General features: G+C 35.0%; 16 protein-coding genes. 14 read left to right on the top strand and 2 right to left on the bottom strand.

The features are described 5' to 3' along the window. Window positions 1–7: 7 nt before the first annotated feature. Entirely contained in the window at window positions 8–715 is a 708-nt protein-coding gene (locus QA584_RS16575; protein ID WP_278270171.1) for a P-II family nitrogen regulator, read from the top strand. Between the two features lie 560 nt (window positions 716–1,275). Continuing rightward, the gene (locus QA584_RS16570; RefSeq protein ID WP_278270170.1) at window positions 1,276–3,543 is read left to right on the top strand and encodes a YgiQ family radical SAM protein; all 2,268 of its coding nucleotides are present in this window, start codon (window positions 1,276–1,278) and stop codon (window positions 3,541–3,543) included. 170 nt (window positions 3,544–3,713) lie between these two features. Here the strand turns inward: QA584_RS16570 and QA584_RS16565 are convergent, their stop codons facing one another. Together QA584_RS16565 and QA584_RS16560 are read right to left on the bottom strand one after the other, a co-directional pair. Continuing rightward, complete coding sequence (locus tag QA584_RS16565) at window positions 3,714–4,424, bottom strand: gamma-glutamyl-gamma-aminobutyrate hydrolase family protein (protein ID WP_278270169.1); 711 nt, start codon at window positions 4,422–4,424, stop codon at window positions 3,714–3,716. A 15-nt stretch (window positions 4,425–4,439) separates the two neighbouring features. Beyond that, the gene (locus QA584_RS16560; RefSeq protein ID WP_278270168.1) at window positions 4,440–5,330 is read right to left on the bottom strand and encodes an aldose 1-epimerase family protein; all 891 of its coding nucleotides are present in this window, start codon (window positions 5,328–5,330) and stop codon (window positions 4,440–4,442) included. A 236-nt stretch (window positions 5,331–5,566) separates the two neighbouring features. Here QA584_RS16560 and QA584_RS16555 point away from each other — a divergent pair, with 236 nt between their 5' ends. The 12 genes from QA584_RS16555 (at window position 5,567) to pepT (ending at window position 16,924) form a co-directional block, all read left to right on the top strand. Next, complete coding sequence (locus QA584_RS16555) at window positions 5,567–6,073, top strand: YqeG family HAD IIIA-type phosphatase (protein ID WP_278270166.1); 507 nt, start codon at window positions 5,567–5,569, stop codon at window positions 6,071–6,073. A 70-nt stretch (window positions 6,074–6,143) separates the two neighbouring features. Further along, window positions 6,144–6,659 (top strand): shikimate kinase, encoded by a 516-nt coding sequence (locus tag QA584_RS16550; protein WP_278270164.1) that lies wholly within the window; start codon window positions 6,144–6,146, stop codon window positions 6,657–6,659. Next, a complete protein-coding gene (gene aroQ / locus QA584_RS16545; RefSeq protein WP_278270163.1) occupies window positions 6,656–7,087 on the top strand; it encodes a type II 3-dehydroquinate dehydratase in 432 nt (143 codons plus the stop codon). Before QA584_RS16550 ends, aroQ begins: the two co-directional genes overlap by 4 nt. Window positions 7,088–7,198: 111 nt before the next feature. Continuing rightward, a complete protein-coding gene (gene efp / locus QA584_RS16540; RefSeq protein ID WP_278270161.1) occupies window positions 7,199–7,756 on the top strand; it encodes an elongation factor P in 558 nt (185 codons plus the stop codon). Between the two features lie 363 nt (window positions 7,757–8,119). Further along, the gene (locus QA584_RS16535) at window positions 8,120–8,896 is read left to right on the top strand and encodes a hypothetical protein (RefSeq protein ID WP_278270160.1); all 777 of its coding nucleotides are present in this window, start codon (window positions 8,120–8,122) and stop codon (window positions 8,894–8,896) included. 111 nt (window positions 8,897–9,007) lie between these two features. Continuing rightward, the gene (locus QA584_RS16530; RefSeq protein ID WP_278270159.1) at window positions 9,008–9,718 is read left to right on the top strand and encodes a GNAT family N-acetyltransferase; all 711 of its coding nucleotides are present in this window, start codon (window positions 9,008–9,010) and stop codon (window positions 9,716–9,718) included. 366 nt (window positions 9,719–10,084) lie between these two features. Continuing rightward, the gene (locus tag QA584_RS16525) at window positions 10,085–10,273 is read left to right on the top strand and encodes a hypothetical protein (RefSeq protein WP_278270158.1); all 189 of its coding nucleotides are present in this window, start codon (window positions 10,085–10,087) and stop codon (window positions 10,271–10,273) included. 406 nt (window positions 10,274–10,679) lie between these two features. Further along, window positions 10,680–11,426 carry a hypothetical protein gene (locus tag QA584_RS16520; RefSeq protein ID WP_278270157.1) on the top strand — a complete coding sequence of 249 codons (747 nt, stop codon included), beginning with the start codon at window positions 10,680–10,682 and terminating at the stop codon, window positions 11,424–11,426. Between the two features lie 910 nt (window positions 11,427–12,336). Then, a complete protein-coding gene (locus QA584_RS16515) occupies window positions 12,337–12,969 on the top strand; it encodes a hypothetical protein (protein WP_278270156.1) in 633 nt (210 codons plus the stop codon). 224 nt (window positions 12,970–13,193) lie between these two features. Continuing rightward, window positions 13,194–13,721 (top strand): GNAT family N-acetyltransferase, encoded by a 528-nt coding sequence (locus tag QA584_RS16510; RefSeq protein ID WP_278270155.1) that lies wholly within the window; start codon window positions 13,194–13,196, stop codon window positions 13,719–13,721. 756 nt (window positions 13,722–14,477) lie between these two features. Continuing rightward, window positions 14,478–15,155 carry a hypothetical protein gene (locus tag QA584_RS16505; protein ID WP_278270154.1) on the top strand — a complete coding sequence of 226 codons (678 nt, stop codon included), beginning with the start codon at window positions 14,478–14,480 and terminating at the stop codon, window positions 15,153–15,155. 545 nt (window positions 15,156–15,700) lie between these two features. Beyond that, window positions 15,701–16,924, top strand: coding sequence for a peptidase T (pepT, locus tag QA584_RS16500; protein WP_278270153.1), 1,224 nt, complete (start codon window positions 15,701–15,703; stop codon window positions 16,922–16,924). Window positions 16,925–17,027: the final 103 nt, after the last annotated feature.

Raw genomic sequence — 17,027 nt, 5'->3', positions numbered from 1 at the left:
AGCTATTATGGATAATAATAATCCTAAACCTGTAAAAATGAAGGTTTTAATAACAATTGTAGATTGCGGTAGTGAAAGACTGCTTACAGATATATATTTAGCACAGCATGTCCCGCTGCATCTGGTATCCCATGGACGGGGGACTGCCGGCTCTGAAATGCTTGATTTTCTGGGATTAGGCGAGACCAGGAAGAATATTGTAGTTAGTATTATTGCTGAAAACCAAATAGATACTATAATCCAGCAGCTTTATGAGAAGATGGACTTTAAACAGCCTGGAAAAGGAATTGCATTTACCGTACCCTTATGCTGTATGAGCAGTATAATGGCCCGTTTAGATAAAGATCAAATGAATGGAAATATAATAGTCAGAGAATCTGGAGAAGAGGAGAAGCCAATGAAACCGGAAAGAATATATGAACTTATTGTGATAGTAGTAGCCCAGGGTTTTTCAGACCAAGCCATGGAGGCGGCTAAATCAAGAGGAGCTTCCGGCGGAACAATTATACATGCCCGTGGTATCGGTAATTCAGAAGCTGCTAAGTTTCTGGAAATTGCGATTTGGCCGGAGAGAGAACTGATACTGATTTTAGCTAAAAAGGAAGATAAAGAAGGTATTATGGAGGAGGTAAATAAGTCCGTAGGGATAAATACAAAAGCGAAAGGTATTCTGTTTTCACTTCCAGTAGATGATACGGCAGGATTTGAAAGCTGATGCAGCTTAATAATATATTGTATTAACAGATATTAAATAAATGTAAAGCCTGCTTTGTCCAGAATAAAGCAGGCTGATTTTATAAAGTCAATTTTCTTATATATACCGAAAGGTCTCTGATTAATTGGCATCCTTTCAATATTATGTTCCTTTAATGCAGGAATCCTTCCTAAATTAACTATCGACTAATCCTAGTAAATAAGTTATACTATATTGATATGACTGTTATCGGATTCTTTGTTCTGCGGAACTATATCGATTTAAAATATATTATACAGCTGAAACGAACCTCATCACTTCAGCTTAAGGGTAAGATTCTGGTCTGAAAAAATTCGCATTACTTATATGGGATACAGGTATAAGATTGATTCGAGATTCCTGCTTACCTTCTGCCTTGGTAATCGCGAAACTATTTAGTATTCTGAATATACCCTACTATTAATACGAATTTCATAGTTTCAGTTGCCCTGTGGGCAAGATTCAGCTCAATTACCTTCTACCAACGAAAGGAGAAAGAAACGCTTAAAAATTATAATAAGCTGTTTCGTGTAATAATAGATATGATTAAAGATTTTTTGCCAATTAGTAAGGAAGATATGGACAAAAGAGGATGGGACCAATGTGACTTTGTTTATGTAATCGGAGATGCTTATGTTGACCACCATTCCTTTGGTCCTGCTATTATCAGCAGAGTACTGGAAAGCCATGGCTTTAAGGTAGGGATAATCTCTCAGCCTGACTGGAAGGACAGTGCCAGTATAACGGTACTTGGGACGCCAAGACTAGGATTTTTGGTAAGCGGCGGCAATATGGATACCATGGTAAACCACTATACGGTTGCGAAAAAGAGAAGGGCTCAGGATGCCTACTCGCCGGGGGGTGTAATGGGAAAACGTCCCGACCGGGCTACAATTGTATACTGTAACCTGATTCGTAAAACATATAAAAATGCACCCATTATTATCGGAGGTATTGAAGCCAGTTTGCGAAGGCTTGGTCACTACGATTATTGGAGTGATTCAGTAAAGCGCTCCATTCTTCTTGATTCCCAGGCTGATCTCATATCCTATGGAATGGGAGAGCATTCCATCGTTGAAATTGCAGAAGCCTTAGACAGTGGATTAGCAGTTAAAGATATAACTTTTATTGACGGTACGGTTTATAAAGCGAAGGATTTGTCCTCTGTTTATGACGGTGTTTCCCTTCCGGCTTATCAAGATATTTTAGATAATAAGGAAACCTTTGCAAAAAGCTTTTATATCCAGTATACCAATACAGATCCTTACTCCGGTAAGAGATTAATTGAAAAATATAAAGATAGTGAATATGTAATTCAAAACCCTCCAGCGAAACCCCTGACCCAGGCAGAAATGGACCGGGTCTATTCCCTGCCTTTTATGAGAGATTTCCATCCGTCTTATATCCCTTTAGGTGGAATTCCTGCGATTGTAGAATTAAAGTTTAGTTTAACCAGTAACCGCGGATGTTTCGGCGGGTGTAATTTCTGTGCCCTGACCTTTCACCAGGGAAGAATTGTGCAGACTAGAAGTCATGAGTCCATACTGGCCGAGGCAAATCATTTAATCTGGGACAAGGATTTTAAAGGTTACATTAATGATGTAGGAGGACCAACTGCAAATTTCAGACATACTGCTTGTGAGAAGCAAAACAGCAAAGGTGCCTGTATCAATAAGCAGTGCTTATTCCCTACTCCCTGTAAAAGCCTTAAGGTCGAACACAGTGATTATCTATCCCTGTTAAGAAAATTAAGGAATCTGCCAAATGTAAAAAAAGTATTCGTCCGGTCCGGTATCCGTTTTGATTATCTGATTAAGGATAAGGATGAAACCTTTATGAATGAACTGTGTGAGCATCACATCAGCGGACAATTAAAGGTAGCACCGGAGCATATCAGTGATAAAGTGTTGGAGATGATGGGTAAACCTAAGAATTCGGTGTATGAAGAATTTTTAGCAAAATATAAAAAAACCAATGAAAAGCTTGGCAAGAATCAGTTCGTGGTTCCCTATCTTATGTCTTCTCATCCGGGTTCAACTCTAAAGGAGGCTGTAGCACTTGCGGAATATCTAAGAGATTTAGGTTATATGCCGGAACAGGTACAGGATTTTTATCCTACTCCCTCCACCATATCGACCTGTATGTATTATACCGGACTTGATCCCAGAACCATGCAGGCAGTATATGTTCCCAAAACTCCTCATGAGAAAGCTATGCAAAGAGCCTTAATCCAATATCGCAATCCAAAGAATTATGACCTGGTAGTGGAAGCCCTGACCCTGGCTCACCGTACGGATTTAATTGGTTATGATAAGAAATGTCTGATCCGTCCTAAGAATTATGGACACCGTTTAGAGAATAAAGAAGATAAGAGGCAGGAGGGCAGGTCAAGAACTTCTGGTTCTGATAGATACAGTCGTGGAAGATTACCAAAGACTTCCGGACAAAACCAAAGGGGTACGGACGATAGAAGGAGCCGCGACTCAAAAGAATGGAATAAAGATAAGCAGAACCATGAAGGAAAGCAGAACCATGGAAAGCAGAGCTATAATGGTAAAGAAAGCAATACAGGTAGACAAAGCAATGCAGGTAGACAAAGCAATACAGAGAGACAGAACAATACAGGGAAACAGAACAATACAGGAAAACAAAGCGGCACAGTGAAAAACCGTGGAACTGTAGATATGACCTTTGCCAAAAGACAGAAAGCAGAGGGATCAACAAAACGCAATGCCAATAATGGCGGGAAGGTAATCGCTGGCAGAGGCAAAGACAGACAGAATTCGCGGGGTGGAAAGGTAAAAAGATAATTTGGTAATAAAATTGTAGTTTGTACTTTATTTTGTATTGAGTAGAAAATGTCAGAATGCTGCAAATACAAAAACCCTGATTAGGATAATTTCATAAGCATAAAGAGTAAGAACCCTCCATCCGACTTCTTTGAATCAATGGAAGGTTCTTACTTTTTTGAGGGTTTTATCTACATACAAGCATTTACAAATGACTGAAATATTTTTAATGCATCTTCATTGGAACGATACAAATGCTCCGGATGCCATTGCACCCCAAGGAAGAATTTATGTTCCGGAAGATAAACGGCTTCAATCAGGGAATCCATTGATATGCCAGCGGTTTGTAAAACAGGGGCTAAATCTTTGATTCCCTGATGGTGAAAGCTGTTTACTTTAATATAATCCTTACATAAAATATCAGAAAGCAGGGTCCCTTTTTTGACTAAAACACTGTGGCTTAGCACGGAATTACCAGAGAGCTGGGAATGGGCTATGGATAAATCAGACGGAAACTGGGCAGGTATATCCTGATATAAGGTTCCGCCTAAGAATACATTAAGTACCTGAATACCCCGGCAGATTCCTAGAATAGGTTTACCAGATTCCATAACGGTCTGAAATAAATCCTCCTCCATTTTGTCCCGTTCTGGTATAACAACACCGCACTGACTTACGGTCTCTTCACCAAAGCGGAAAGGGTCAATATCCGGCCCTCCCGTAAATAAAAACCCATCACAAACCTTTGACACGGCTTCAAGCTCTTCCTTATCTGCCTGTAATGGCAGCAAGATGGGTACTCCGCCGGCAGCCTTTACAGCTCCCAGATAGTTAGGACCTATCCATACTCGGTTTCTTTCGTAATCATATTGGGGAGTCAACCCGATAATAGGCTTTTTCATGGAATCACGACCTTTCTAACCTATATCAATAGTATATGACGCCTCAAACACTTTGCCAGCGTCCAGATCATTAATCCAGTCCTTATCCTCTAGTCTACCATTAGAACGGCTGCTGTCACAGCGCCCATACCAGGGTTCAATACATACAAAAGGTGCATTCTTACCGGAGGGGGTCCAAAGTCCAAATAAGGGTGCATCAAAACGAAGGGTTACATAAGGTTTTTTATCCGGATCAGCCAGAGAAACAGCATGATACTGGTCATGCTCAATAATAAGGGCATCCTGATCAAAGATATGGGGATCATATTTTAGGAATCCATTCTCCGTAGCAAGGACAGATTGTGCCTCCATAGGTTTCATTACAGCCAGTCCGTTCTCGTTAATAGTGAGATAGCGGACCGGATTCGTATGATCAAAAACGATATAATAATCCTTCTGGTCATGATTATTATATAAGGGAAGCATAAATGCCGGGTGTGCTCCAATGGAAAAATACATTTTTGAGTCTCCGTTATTACTAACCTTCCACATAACATCAATACTTCTGCCCATTAGGCGGTACCCAATCTCCAAAGTGAATAAGAAGGGATAAACTTTAAGGGTTTCTTCATTGGCTTGGATTCGAAACCAGATTTCGGAATCAGTTTCCGATACTACAGTGAATTCTGTATCTCTGGCGAAACCATGCTGAGGCAGATGATATTCCTTGCCATTATACATATAAGTCTGGTTATTAAGACTTCCTACAATGGGGAAAAGGACAGGAGAATGGCGCTTCCAAAAGGTAGGGTCACCATTCCAAAGATAATCTGTGTTTGAATTCGTATCGGTAATAGCAACAAGTTCAGCTCCAAGACTGTTTATTTTTAGAGTGAGTTCTTTGTTTTTTACTATGTGGTCAGACATATGTTCCTCCTAATGATTCCATATAATAACTTCCGTTTCAAAACAACGAAAGTTTAATTAAGTATATTTTTTTTATAATTACGCATATTGTAACACGGGATTACTTGTTTTACCATCCCTGAAAATTAACAAGAGTTTTATTTTACACTGAAAGAAGTTGGTTAGACTTGCCAAGTTCAGCCCGTTTCTGCTATAATGATGTGAAGTAAAATTAACCATAATCCGGAGGTAATGGAATGTTTCAGATATTTTATCCAGATGAAGTGGCAGATTCCGCTTATGACATTGATTATGACGCCCTCTATAAGAAAGGTTACAAAGGGCTGCTTTTTGATATAGATAATACATTGGTCGAACATGGCGCTGATGCAGATGACAGATGCATTAAACTTATGACGAAATTAAAACAGACCGGTTTTTTAATCTGCCTGATATCTAACAATAGTGAGGAACGGGTAAAACGCTTCAATAAAAAGATTCAGGTAAAATACATCTCCAAAGCAGGCAAGCCCTCAACGAAAAATTACAAAAAAGCAATGCAGCTGATGAAATCAAACAGAGAAACTACCGTATTCATTGGTGATCAGTTATTTACAGATATTTATGGGGCAAAACTTGCCGGTATAAAAAGTTATTTTGTAAAGCCCATTGGACCAGAAAAGGAAATACAGATTAAGGTTAAGCGTTATTTGGAAAGAATCGTCCTTTATTTTTACCGAAGAAGCGGCAAAGGGAAACAGTGAAAGGGTAATGTAAAGACCAGATAAATAAAATTAATATTATCGTGACAATGGAGGTAGAAAAGAGGTTGGTATGAGCAACATTGTTTTGATTGGTTTTATGGGTTGTGGTAAGACCAGTGTCGGTAACTTGCTGGCTGCAAGGCTTGGTTATGGGTTTACAGATACGGACCGGTTTATTGAGGATAGCTGTAACCGTACCATTAAGAGTATTTTTGCAAAAGAGGGAGAAGCTTATTTCAGGGATTTAGAAACCAGTACCATAAAAGGCTTTATTGGTAAAATGGACCAGACAGTACTGTCTGTAGGCGGAGGACTGCCAATGAAACCAGGGAACGCGGAGCTGTTACAGCAGCTGGGACAAGTTATATTCTTAAAAGCTACCAGAGCAACGATTCTTATACGACTGGCGGGAGATACAACAAGACCCCTGCTTAGCGGAGACAATCCGGCTAAAAAACTGGAGGATCTGTTTACATCCAGAGCACCTGTTTATGAAAGGGCCGCACATATGGAAGTTAATACGGATGGCAGAAGTTTTGATGATATAATAGATGAAATAATAAAAAGAACAGGAGTTAAGCCATGAAAGTATTAGTAATTAACGGACCAAACCTTAATTTTTTGGGAATCCGCGAAAAGACCATATATGGTAATCAGGATTTTAAATACCTGCTTTCTTTACTGAGTGAAAAAGCCGAAAAGGAGAACATCACCATTGATACGTTTCAAAGCAACAGTGAAGGTGCTATCATTGACCGTATACAAGAGGCATATTTTGATGGAACTCAGGGAATTATAATCAATCCAGGAGCATTTACCCATTACAGTTATGCAATTCGTGACGCCCTTGCTACGATGGATATGCCTAAAATCGAAGTACATATATCCAATGTCCATAAACGGGAGGAATTCAGACATGTATCTGTGACTGCGCCGGTTTGTACCGGTCAGATTGTAGGATTAGGACTAAGTGGCTATATTTTGGCAGTAGATGCGATAATCAGTATGCTGTAATTTAGTAGAATCAGTTGTATATATTTTTTCGTTTTAATAAAAAATAGTTGAAAAAACTTGTCAGATAAGATAAACTATAGAGTAGTTAATTTAAGGAGGAAAATATCATATATGGTATCAGCAGGCGATTTTAGAAATGGCTTAACAATCGAATTAGACAATAATATATTTCAGGTAATTGAATTCCAGCATGTAAAACCTGGTAAAGGTGCAGCTTTCGTAAGAACAAAATTAAGGAATATCAAGAGCGGCGGTGTTGTGGAAAGAACTTTCAGACCAACTGAAAAGTGTCCACAGGCTCACATTGAACGTTCTGATATGCAATATTTATATAAAGACGGAGACTTATATCACTTCATGGATGTTAACACCTATGATCAGTTTGGTTTAAATGAAGATAACATCGGAGATTCCTTAAAGTTTGTAAAAGAGAACGATATGGTTAAGATGCTTTCTCACAACGGACAGGTATTTGCAATTGAACCGCCTTTATTTGTAGAATTAGTAATTATCGAAACAGAACCAGGATTTAAAGGTGATACCGCTCAGAATGCTACAAAACCTGCTATTGTTGAAACCGGTGCAACGGTTTATGTTCCATTATTTGTGGAACAAGGGGACAAGATCAGTATTGATACCAGAACTGGTGATTATTTAAAGAGAGTGTAGTCGAATATCAAGAATTTTATATTGCGCAATTCATGGAAAATCAAGGTTTTCTTTGGGTTGCGCTTTTTTTGTGTATTGCTATAGGCAGCGAGAGATAACGTAAGAACGCTTGAATAAATGTCCGTAGCTAACAAGTAGTTAATAAATAGTAAATGAATTCCAGATATTTTATTATAGTTAAAATTATAAGTTGAAATAATACAAATGGTTTTAACCAAGAGAATAATTTTATATACAAATTAGTGGTAATTTTATATGTAATAATGTATTATATCACATAATGAATAATTATTATGGACAATAGACTTATCGTTATCAATTGAAAGTTGAAAATTTATATTATATGTTGAGGGGAGTATCACCTTGAAAAAGAGCACTATCTTAATTGGGATTATGTTTATATTAATAATGCTACAATGTTTTCCGACAATGGTATATGCAAGTGGAAAAGCAGATTACCAAGTATATATTAAGTATTATAAAAGAAATTCGATTATTGTTGAGTTTCCTCAAATCAGAGGGTTATCAAACTCTAAAGAGCAAAAAGAAATTAATTTTCTTCTTGAACATGAAGTTTTTAATTACATTACGGATTGGTTCAATTTTTGGGAAGATAAAAATCTAAAAGTTAGTGATATTTTGAAGACGATTTCAAACACGAAAGATCAAACATTAGAGTTTAAGTGTCAACCAAGCTTTTCTAATAATCATTTACTGAGTATTAGGTACGCCGTATATGCATATAGTAAAGGCGCAGCGCATCCAAATACTTGGGGATATTCATATACTATTGACTTGGATAGGTTAAAAGTTTTGAAATTAAATGATATAATAAAATTAGATAAATCCATTCTTAAGTACAAAGGAAATGTCATCTTTGATAGAGATTTCGACTCAAAGCCCGAAAAGGGCACTTATAAGCTAATAGATGTAATGAACTATAATGGTCTGTATACCAATAAAGAAGTATTAAATGGGCTGATAAATGAAAACGTTTGCTGGTATTTAACAAAGTCAAAAGAAGTATCGTTCTTTTTTAATACTCAAAACCATGATGAAGAGTTCGTGATTAGTTTTCAAGATATAAAAAAACTTATTAGAGCGCCGTACCTAAACAAAATTTCAAGAAAGATATTTTAATTTATATCTCATATATGTTTAACCCTTTCTTGTTTTGTGATATAGAAGATGAAATGGTTTTGAGTTATTATCATCTTGTAACGTTACAAATTTATATCAGGAGTAATGAATATGGACATTGGAGCATCAATCAAAAAATTAAGAATAAAAAAAGGCATAACACAACATCAACTTGCAGAATATCTAAATGTTAGCATGCAAACGATATCAAGATGGGAAACGTCAGTAACATACCCTGATGTAGTTATGTTGCCGATTTTAGCAAAATACTTCCATGTTACTGTTGATTACTTACTAAACATTGGAGGGAATATTATGAAAACCATTGAATCTAACAGATTATTAGTCAGAGAATGGAGCGAAAGTGACGCAACCGATTTGTTTGAAGTGAAACAAAAATCAAACCATTTTATTGATTATTTGAATTTTAGGACAGTTAATGATAGCTTAGATTCTATCAAAATATGGAAAGAGTATCAAGAATTGTACCCAGTTATTTTAAAGGAAACAGGAAAACTTATTGGAGTTGTTGGTCTTGTTGACATAAACAGATATAAGGGGTATAGAGAAGCGGAAGTTCATATTTGTCATAAGTTTAACGATATAGACTACGTCACTGAGGCACTTAAACTAATATTAGATTATGGGTTTAATGAATTAGGACTATTAGTTGCTTTTGCTTATTGCGGCTGCGACGAAGAAATACTAAAGCAAGCCCTGATAAAAACTGGATTTGTTTATGAAGGGACTTTACGAAGATTTGGTAGAGATATGAGCGATAGAATGAGATATTCTATTATAAAAGACGAATATCGTCCTTAATAAGCATAATCTACTATTTATTTTAATTCACAACTGTGAATTAATGCAAGGCAATATAGAGAAATGAACGTAGTGGACACGTAGCTAACAAAAATGTATGAAATCCCAGTAAAATAAGCATTTCAATATAAAGAGAATGTAGTCGAATTTCAAAGATTACTATTAGTGCAATCCAAGGAAAAGGTTTCCGTGGGTTGCGCTTTTTTGTGATATGATGAAAACAATGAGAGATATTTTAAGATAGAATAAAACGATTTATGTAGCAAACGAATGGTATATAAAGTAAGTGCTTCAAAAGATGACGTAGTGAAAAAGATATACTCATGAGCTACTCTGGGAATAATTAATAAATCCAGGAGGAACTTTATGAATCAGAAATCATTTGAACTATGGAAGCATAGAATTAATGACAGAAAAGCCAGCGGTCTGAACTTCAACCTATGTGCTAGATACATGAGACAGCATCAAAATGATAACTCGTATGAATTTATTGATAACCTGCTTCCATGGTCACAGAAGTTATCGAAGTACTGCCGGTTACCTATACAAAAATAATTTCAGGCTTTGCTCATCAGCAGAGCTTAAATTTTATCGTCAATACACTGTTTATTACATGATTATCCAGTCTTTCAATTAAAAAAGAAAATGCAATTAATCCCAGAATAACAACCGGGACAGTCGCGGAAAGGCTATTGGAAACGTTCTTCTTATCGAATCGGAATTATCTGTTTTTGTATCTTGGTTGATTGGTTAAGCAGATTGGATAAATAAAGTTTTAAGAAGAAAAAAATAAAGGAATAGAAATTAAAAATAGATCCAATTAATAATAATAATGTATTTTCTACTAAATTATGTTTTGTGTTTATAAACATTTATTTACATAATGGAATTTTATGTATATTATTATTTTAAATAACTATTACTTAATTCTAATATAAAATAGAAAGGGGATTATATATTAATGAAAAAATTTAAAAAATTTATGAGTTTATCACTTGCGCTTTACTTGTGTTTATTTATTGGAAATACAGTATATGCAAGTCAAATACCTAGTAATAACTCGACATTAGCAATATCAAACAATACGATCATACTTAATGAGGTTAGCAAATTTAAAACTATGTCAAATGCTGAATTGAATAAATACATAGATGATATGAAAATTTTATCAGAAGAAAAAAATAGTAAATCAGCAGATTTAGTAAATGTATCTAGTGCAGTAGTTTCAGCCACTTTATCTGGCGCAGCAGATCCTATTCAGCTAGCATGGTTGGCAGGAGCACAAATTCTGAAGAATAAAGGTTATACTTGTGCTGGTGAATTACTTGAAGATTCCGTAAATAACATTAACTATAATGAAAATGCTTTAAATGCGAATGGATTGTTTTCTAGTAAAATTGTAACTACAACAGCATATAAAAATTATATTGCTAAAATCAAAGCAAATCAAACACAAGCTGGTATAGAATTTCCATCGAATCAAAATTATGATTTATTTTTAGCACTCCATAATACCGATGCATCAACAGCAGTCACAATGCCAGGGACAATATTTGCTATTTATAACGTAACAATATCAGACACTTATGATTTTTCACCTGCAAGTTATGATAGTATATTCGTAAGCGCAATTAATAACTGGGCTTGGTTATCTCAGCAAGTTGGTTCTCTACATTCTATAAGTATTAAAATTACATTTTTGGGTTAAACATTAAAACAGCTATAGCAAAACATTACAACGATAGAATTAAAATAATAGTTATTAGTAAAGGATGATATCATATGTTAACTGTAACAATTTTATTTGGTATTGGATTTATTATAGGATTAATAGCGTTCATCGCAACAATTATATTCAGAAAACATATGCCACAGTGGTTGATAATTCTTATTATACTTTTTAGTCTTTTAATAATGGTTATGTGTGGTCTTATGGCTCTAAGTTGCGGTTATTTTGCATTGAAAATATTGGAGAATCCACCTACGTAAATATTTATTCATTAATTTTAGATAAGTTCAAAGTAGTTTCAATACATATAACCCTCACTTATGATAAAGGGATTATGTATTAAAACTACTTTGTCTTTTAGATTTAAGCAAAATGACTTTTGTATTCATCTCTACTATTTTTATAATACTTAGTTTTTAATTCTGCCTTTTCTAAGAGCAGTTCATCTAAGCATGTAATTATCAGTACCTTAAAAATAGAACCCAGTCCGAAGAAATATTAGATTATGGGTTTATTGAATTAGGACTATTAGTTGCTTTTGCTTGCGGCTGCGACGAAGAAATACTAAAGCAAGCCCTGATAAAACTGGATTTGTTTATGAAGGGACTTTACGAAGATTTGGTAGAGATATGAGCGATAGAATGAGATATTTTATTATAAAAGACGAATATCGTACTTAATAAGCATAATCGTATATTTATTTTATAAACATTCTTTCACAACAGTAATAATGTAAGGTAATATAGAGCAATGTGTTTTCACCTGGGTATTATTAACTATTATGTAGATTAATTGTATAAAAAGTATTATAATATTTATGATGCTTAAACATGACTATTTTTTTAATATAAAAAATAAATTTATATCTTATATGTTAGGACGTGATTTGATGGGTTGCGATATAACTCTTTTCTGTGAAGGATATATAAATAACAAATGGATTAATATTGACCGTTGGTATCGACGAGATGGTTGGGCTGATTACATGGTTACTGAAAATGAAGGGTTTGGATATACAGATTTAATTAATGGTTATCGTGATTATGGACTTTTCTATTTATTAGCAGGTATTAGAGGAAATGATAATGAAGAAAGTTATTCTCCCATTGCAAGGGCAAAAGGTTTACCAGGTAATATGGACTCGTTGATTAAAAAATATTATGAGAATTTCTATGAAATAAATTTCGAGAATGAGAACATTAATTTTCATCATCCTTCATATCTGACTTTAAGAGAAATCAAAGATAGTGGTTATGCTGATGTTATGCCACTACAAGGTTGGGTCGAAGAGCATGAATTTAATAAAGCAGTAGATTTAATAAAAAACGGTCAAGAATATCAATTACATTTTGTTGATAAAAAAAGTAAAGTCATTCAGCATCAAGGTATGGTACTAAGAGAATGGGATGGCTATTTAAATTTAAATCTTACACATATGAAGAAACAAATGGAACAACTAATAAAGGAACGAGGAATTGAAAATGATGATGAAATAAGAATTGTATTTTGGTTTGATAACTAAGCGATGTAAACAATTCCATGATATGGTAATATGAAAAAAGGAGTATTTTTATGAATACGAGAACGTTCTGGGTGAAAAGTTTCAGTCGTAAGCTCCATGCAGTTCTTTGATATTATGATCAAATGTATGGAGCGCCGACATAGATACAAAATAGAAAACTAATATCAAGAATTGCATTTGAATATAAGCTGGTCATAATCTTATAATTAAAGGAGCAATTCAAAATGAAAATAGAAATTATAGTAGCGGATAATACGAATGGATTTATAATTAAAAATATGTATCCGCTTTATTTACATGATTTAGCAGGAATTCACGGTACCTGTCCTAACGAGTATGGGATATTCGAAGAAGGTCCCATAAGAACACTGATCGAACAATATGATATTCAACAAGCATGGTTTGATAATCCTGACTTATTATATCCATATTTGATTATGGTTGATAAAGTCCCGGCAGGCTTCTGCCTTATAGGAAGCGGTAAATATGCACCAAAAGAGGTAGACTATTATGTATATGAGACTTTTCTTTTAAGCCCCTATAGGGGTAAGTCTATATCATATCAAGCAGTAACTGAAATTTTTGGAAGACATCATGGTAAATGGATGCTTTTTACTCAGGCAGCAGAGAATAACATTCGGGCGAAATCTTTTTGGCACAAGACAGTCGGTCATTATACTGGTAACAACTATAAAACAGAAGAGCAGGTTTTTTATGGGATGCCAAAATTAGTATTCAAATTTGAGAATTAAGTAAATAAGTAATTGACTGATATGTAATATTAGCTGACATGTATTGACACAAAATCGATAAAGCCCTAGTATACTCGTGAGATCCAATAGGAATAGATATGAAGAAAGTCTTATTGAGTTAGATATCTTAATTGGAATTATGAGCAGGATGAAATCCCTAAGAAAGGTTCATAAAATGCTGCAATTCATAAAAAAGAATTACTTATCACAAACGAAATTAGCAAATAATCTTATAGACCTCACAGGGGGCATAACCTTAGCTATATTTTGTGGCTTCTTGGGATTTAATATGAGAGTAAGTTTATGGATTATTACCGTATTCGTTAGTCTGGGTATTGTAAGAGCGGCAATGGCTTTTTTTTGCATTATGAAGTATACTGAAAAAAATAAATCGGAATGATTGTTAAGGCGAGTAAAGATTACATAGTCTATGCTCGCCTTTTTATGCAAAAGAAAATGCGTCTTATCATAAAAACGCTTCGCTATGGATGCACACCTCGCGGAGAGGAAGTGATTGCTGCGCAAACCACTCTGGCGCGAAAGTGTTAGTTTTACTGACTACACTTTGTTCTTATTAGTTCTTGTATGTGTTATCAAGAAGATTAGTTAATGCTGCCGATATCATTTGGTTTAAAAATAGAAAATTATGGGTAGCCTCCACTGATAATATAGTATATAATTAATTATAAATGATCTATAAATATAATTGCATCCTACTTTTCCAAAGTATTAGATGCAACCATAAGGAGACTAACTATGTTTAAGAAAAAGCTAATTATCTCATTCTTAATATTTCTTGTATTTTGTGTAAACGGCAAAACTGTTTTAGCTGCCAATAACACCGAGAAACCAGATAATATTAAAATAAAATCTTCCGGCAAAAGCTTAGAGGATTTTATACCGAAAGATTGGAAAATAATCAGCAAAGTACAAGGAGATTTAAACAAGGATAAACGAAAAGATTATGCCGTTGTAATAGAATATGCAGGAGTATATACAGATGCCGATACTATAGTGTCAGGGCAGCCAAGAATATTCTTTGTAATTTTTAAGCAAAAAGATGGTACCTATAAGCTGTCGGTTCAGTCTAATAATCTAATTATGAGGTCTGGAGAAGGAGGAATATACGGAGATCCCTTTGAGGGAATAGAATATAGCAGAGGGTCCGTGGTTGTATCTTTGTATGGTGGTAGTAGTTGGCGATGGGGATATATCTTTCGGTTCCGTTATCAAGATAAGGACTGGTATCTAATTGGCGAAACGGATTTATCAGGATATACTATTACCGGAGAATCCGCGACAGTTGATACAAACTGTCTGACCGGCGATCAGATAACTACTACCATTGACAAAAATGGTAAGAAAAAAGTCGTAACCAAAAAAATAGAAATAAAGAAATTGGAAAAACTATCAGATTTTAGTAAAGATAGATAATTATCTAAGTAATAAAAGGGGGAAGTAACATGCAAGGAGTAGGTTTGTTCATTGCTGACCCGGAAGGGAATCTCATTGAGATTGGTGATTAAAAGATAAGATAACTCCTGGTGTTTGCTTGTCTACATATGGTATATTAAAAAGCAGTATGCAAGCTAAATAGTTTCATACTGTCTTTTTATATCTTAGGAAGAATAATAATGATTGACCGGATTTTATGCCAGGAATGATTTTTCTATGCCAGTTTCAACTATTTATCATAATAAATATCAGAAAAGTAGATATGATTCATTCTGGTAAAAATATTGCCAATCGTTTATAATATTAGAAAACATTAAAATACTATAGAAATATTAAGTTGAATTACAATTTACAAATGAGTGATAATAAGTAGTATTATGGACAACAAGATAGTAATGAAAAGTAGAAAAACTATTGCATAAAGTATATAGAAGCAAGGGTTTTCAGACAAGCATTTCTCTATTGTACCAAAAAGTACAATAAAAAAATAAACAAATCATTAAATGATAAGAAAAGAGGTCTTTATGAAAAGCGTTACAGAAAGATTTTTAAAGTATGTTAAATTCGACACACAGTCCTTAGATGATATGGAATCTGTGCCCAGTACAGAAAAGCAAAAAAAACTTGCCTTGGCATTAGTAGAAGAGCTAAAGGAAATTGGTGCTCAAAATGTAAGAACCGACGACCACGGCTATGTATATGCAACCATTCCAGCCACCAGTAAAAGGGAACTGCCGGTTCTTGGATTTATCTCCCATATGGATACCTCCAATGCAATCAGCGGCAAGGATGTAAACCCCAGAATCATCTCTGGATATGATGGTAGAGACATTGTATTAAATGATGAATTAAAAATCATCATGGAGACGTCCCAGTATCCCAGTCTAACATCTTATATAGGGCAGGATTTAATCGTTACAGATGGAACCACACTTTTGGGGGCTGATGATAAGGCCGGAATTGCAGAAATAATGTTTGTAGCGGAAACACTGCTTACCCACCCTGAGATTGAGCATGGCACCATTCAGATAGGATTTACTCCTGATGAAGAAGTTGGGCGTGGCGTTGACTTTTTTGATGTGAAGGGCTTTGGAGCAGACTTTGCCTATACAGTTGACGGCGGGGAATTAGGCGAAATTGAATATGAGAACTTTAATGCAGCAGGGGCAAAACTCCAGATACAAGGAATCAGCATTCATCCCGGAAGTGCTAAGGATAAAATGCAAAATGCATTATTGTTAGCTATGGAATTCCAAAGCATGCTGCCGGTAGAGCAAAATCCCAGGTATACAGACAATTATGAAGGTTTCTTTATGCTTGCAGCGTTGGAAGGCTCTGTAGATTCTGCCAAAGCCGCCTATATTATCCGCGATCATGACAGAGCCAAATTTGAAGAAAAAAAGATAAGATTCCAAAAAATTGCAGATTATCTTAATGATAAATACGGTGCCGGTACTTTTCATGTGGATATTAAGGATTCTTACTATAACATGAAAGAAATGATTGAACCACATATTCACCTCATTGATAATGCAAAGAAAGCTATGGAAGAACTTGGTATAACTCCCATTATAGCACCAATCCGAGGCGGTACCGATGGTGCCAGATTATCTTATATGAATCTTCCCTGCCCCAATCTATGTACCGGAGGTGTGAATTTCCATGGAAGATATGAATATATCTCCATCCAGTCCATGGAAAAGGTAACAGACATATTATTGAAGATTATTGAGCTGTATTCGAAATAATAATCTGTTAAATTAACTCAATTAGAAAAATTAATTGATTTTTTAAAGGAAATACGTTATCATATACAGAAACCCGCAATTTTATGCAGGAATATGTAATAAA

The organism is Anaerocolumna sp. AGMB13025, from assembly GCF_029689925.1.
Taxonomy (GTDB): Bacteria; Bacillota; Clostridia; order Lachnospirales; family Lachnospiraceae; genus Anaerocolumna.
This window is presented reverse-complemented; position numbering and strand designations above follow the sequence as displayed.

What these genes read in the sequence shown, in the direction of transcription:
- efp (WP_278270161.1), top strand. Translation starts at nt 7,199, where the DNA reads ATGGTATCAGCAGGCGATTTTAGAAATGGCTTAACAATCGAATTAGAC.
- QA584_RS16560 (WP_278270168.1), bottom strand. Translation starts at nt 5,330, where the DNA reads ATGTCTGACCACATAGTAAAAAACAAAGAACTCACTCTAAAAATAAAC.
- QA584_RS16530 (WP_278270159.1), top strand. Translation starts at nt 9,008, where the DNA reads ATGGACATTGGAGCATCAATCAAAAAATTAAGAATAAAAAAAGGCATA.
- QA584_RS16550 (WP_278270164.1), top strand. Translation starts at nt 6,144, where the DNA reads ATGAGCAACATTGTTTTGATTGGTTTTATGGGTTGTGGTAAGACCAGT.
- QA584_RS16515 (WP_278270156.1), top strand. Translation starts at nt 12,337, where the DNA reads ATGGGTTGCGATATAACTCTTTTCTGTGAAGGATATATAAATAACAAA.
- QA584_RS16575 (WP_278270171.1), top strand. Translation starts at nt 8, where the DNA reads ATGGATAATAATAATCCTAAACCTGTAAAAATGAAGGTTTTAATAACA.
- pepT (WP_278270153.1), top strand. Translation starts at nt 15,701, where the DNA reads ATGAAAAGCGTTACAGAAAGATTTTTAAAGTATGTTAAATTCGACACA.
- QA584_RS16555 (WP_278270166.1), top strand. Translation starts at nt 5,567, where the DNA reads ATGTTTCAGATATTTTATCCAGATGAAGTGGCAGATTCCGCTTATGAC.
- QA584_RS16525 (WP_278270158.1), top strand. Translation starts at nt 10,085, where the DNA reads ATGAATCAGAAATCATTTGAACTATGGAAGCATAGAATTAATGACAGA.
- QA584_RS16510 (WP_278270155.1), top strand. Translation starts at nt 13,194, where the DNA reads ATGAAAATAGAAATTATAGTAGCGGATAATACGAATGGATTTATAATT.
- QA584_RS16570 (WP_278270170.1), top strand. Translation starts at nt 1,276, where the DNA reads ATGATTAAAGATTTTTTGCCAATTAGTAAGGAAGATATGGACAAAAGA.
- aroQ (WP_278270163.1), top strand. Translation starts at nt 6,656, where the DNA reads ATGAAAGTATTAGTAATTAACGGACCAAACCTTAATTTTTTGGGAATC.
- QA584_RS16520 (WP_278270157.1), top strand. Translation starts at nt 10,680, where the DNA reads ATGAAAAAATTTAAAAAATTTATGAGTTTATCACTTGCGCTTTACTTG.
- QA584_RS16565 (WP_278270169.1), bottom strand. Translation starts at nt 4,424, where the DNA reads ATGAAAAAGCCTATTATCGGGTTGACTCCCCAATATGATTACGAAAGA.
- QA584_RS16505 (WP_278270154.1), top strand. Translation starts at nt 14,478, where the DNA reads ATGTTTAAGAAAAAGCTAATTATCTCATTCTTAATATTTCTTGTATTT.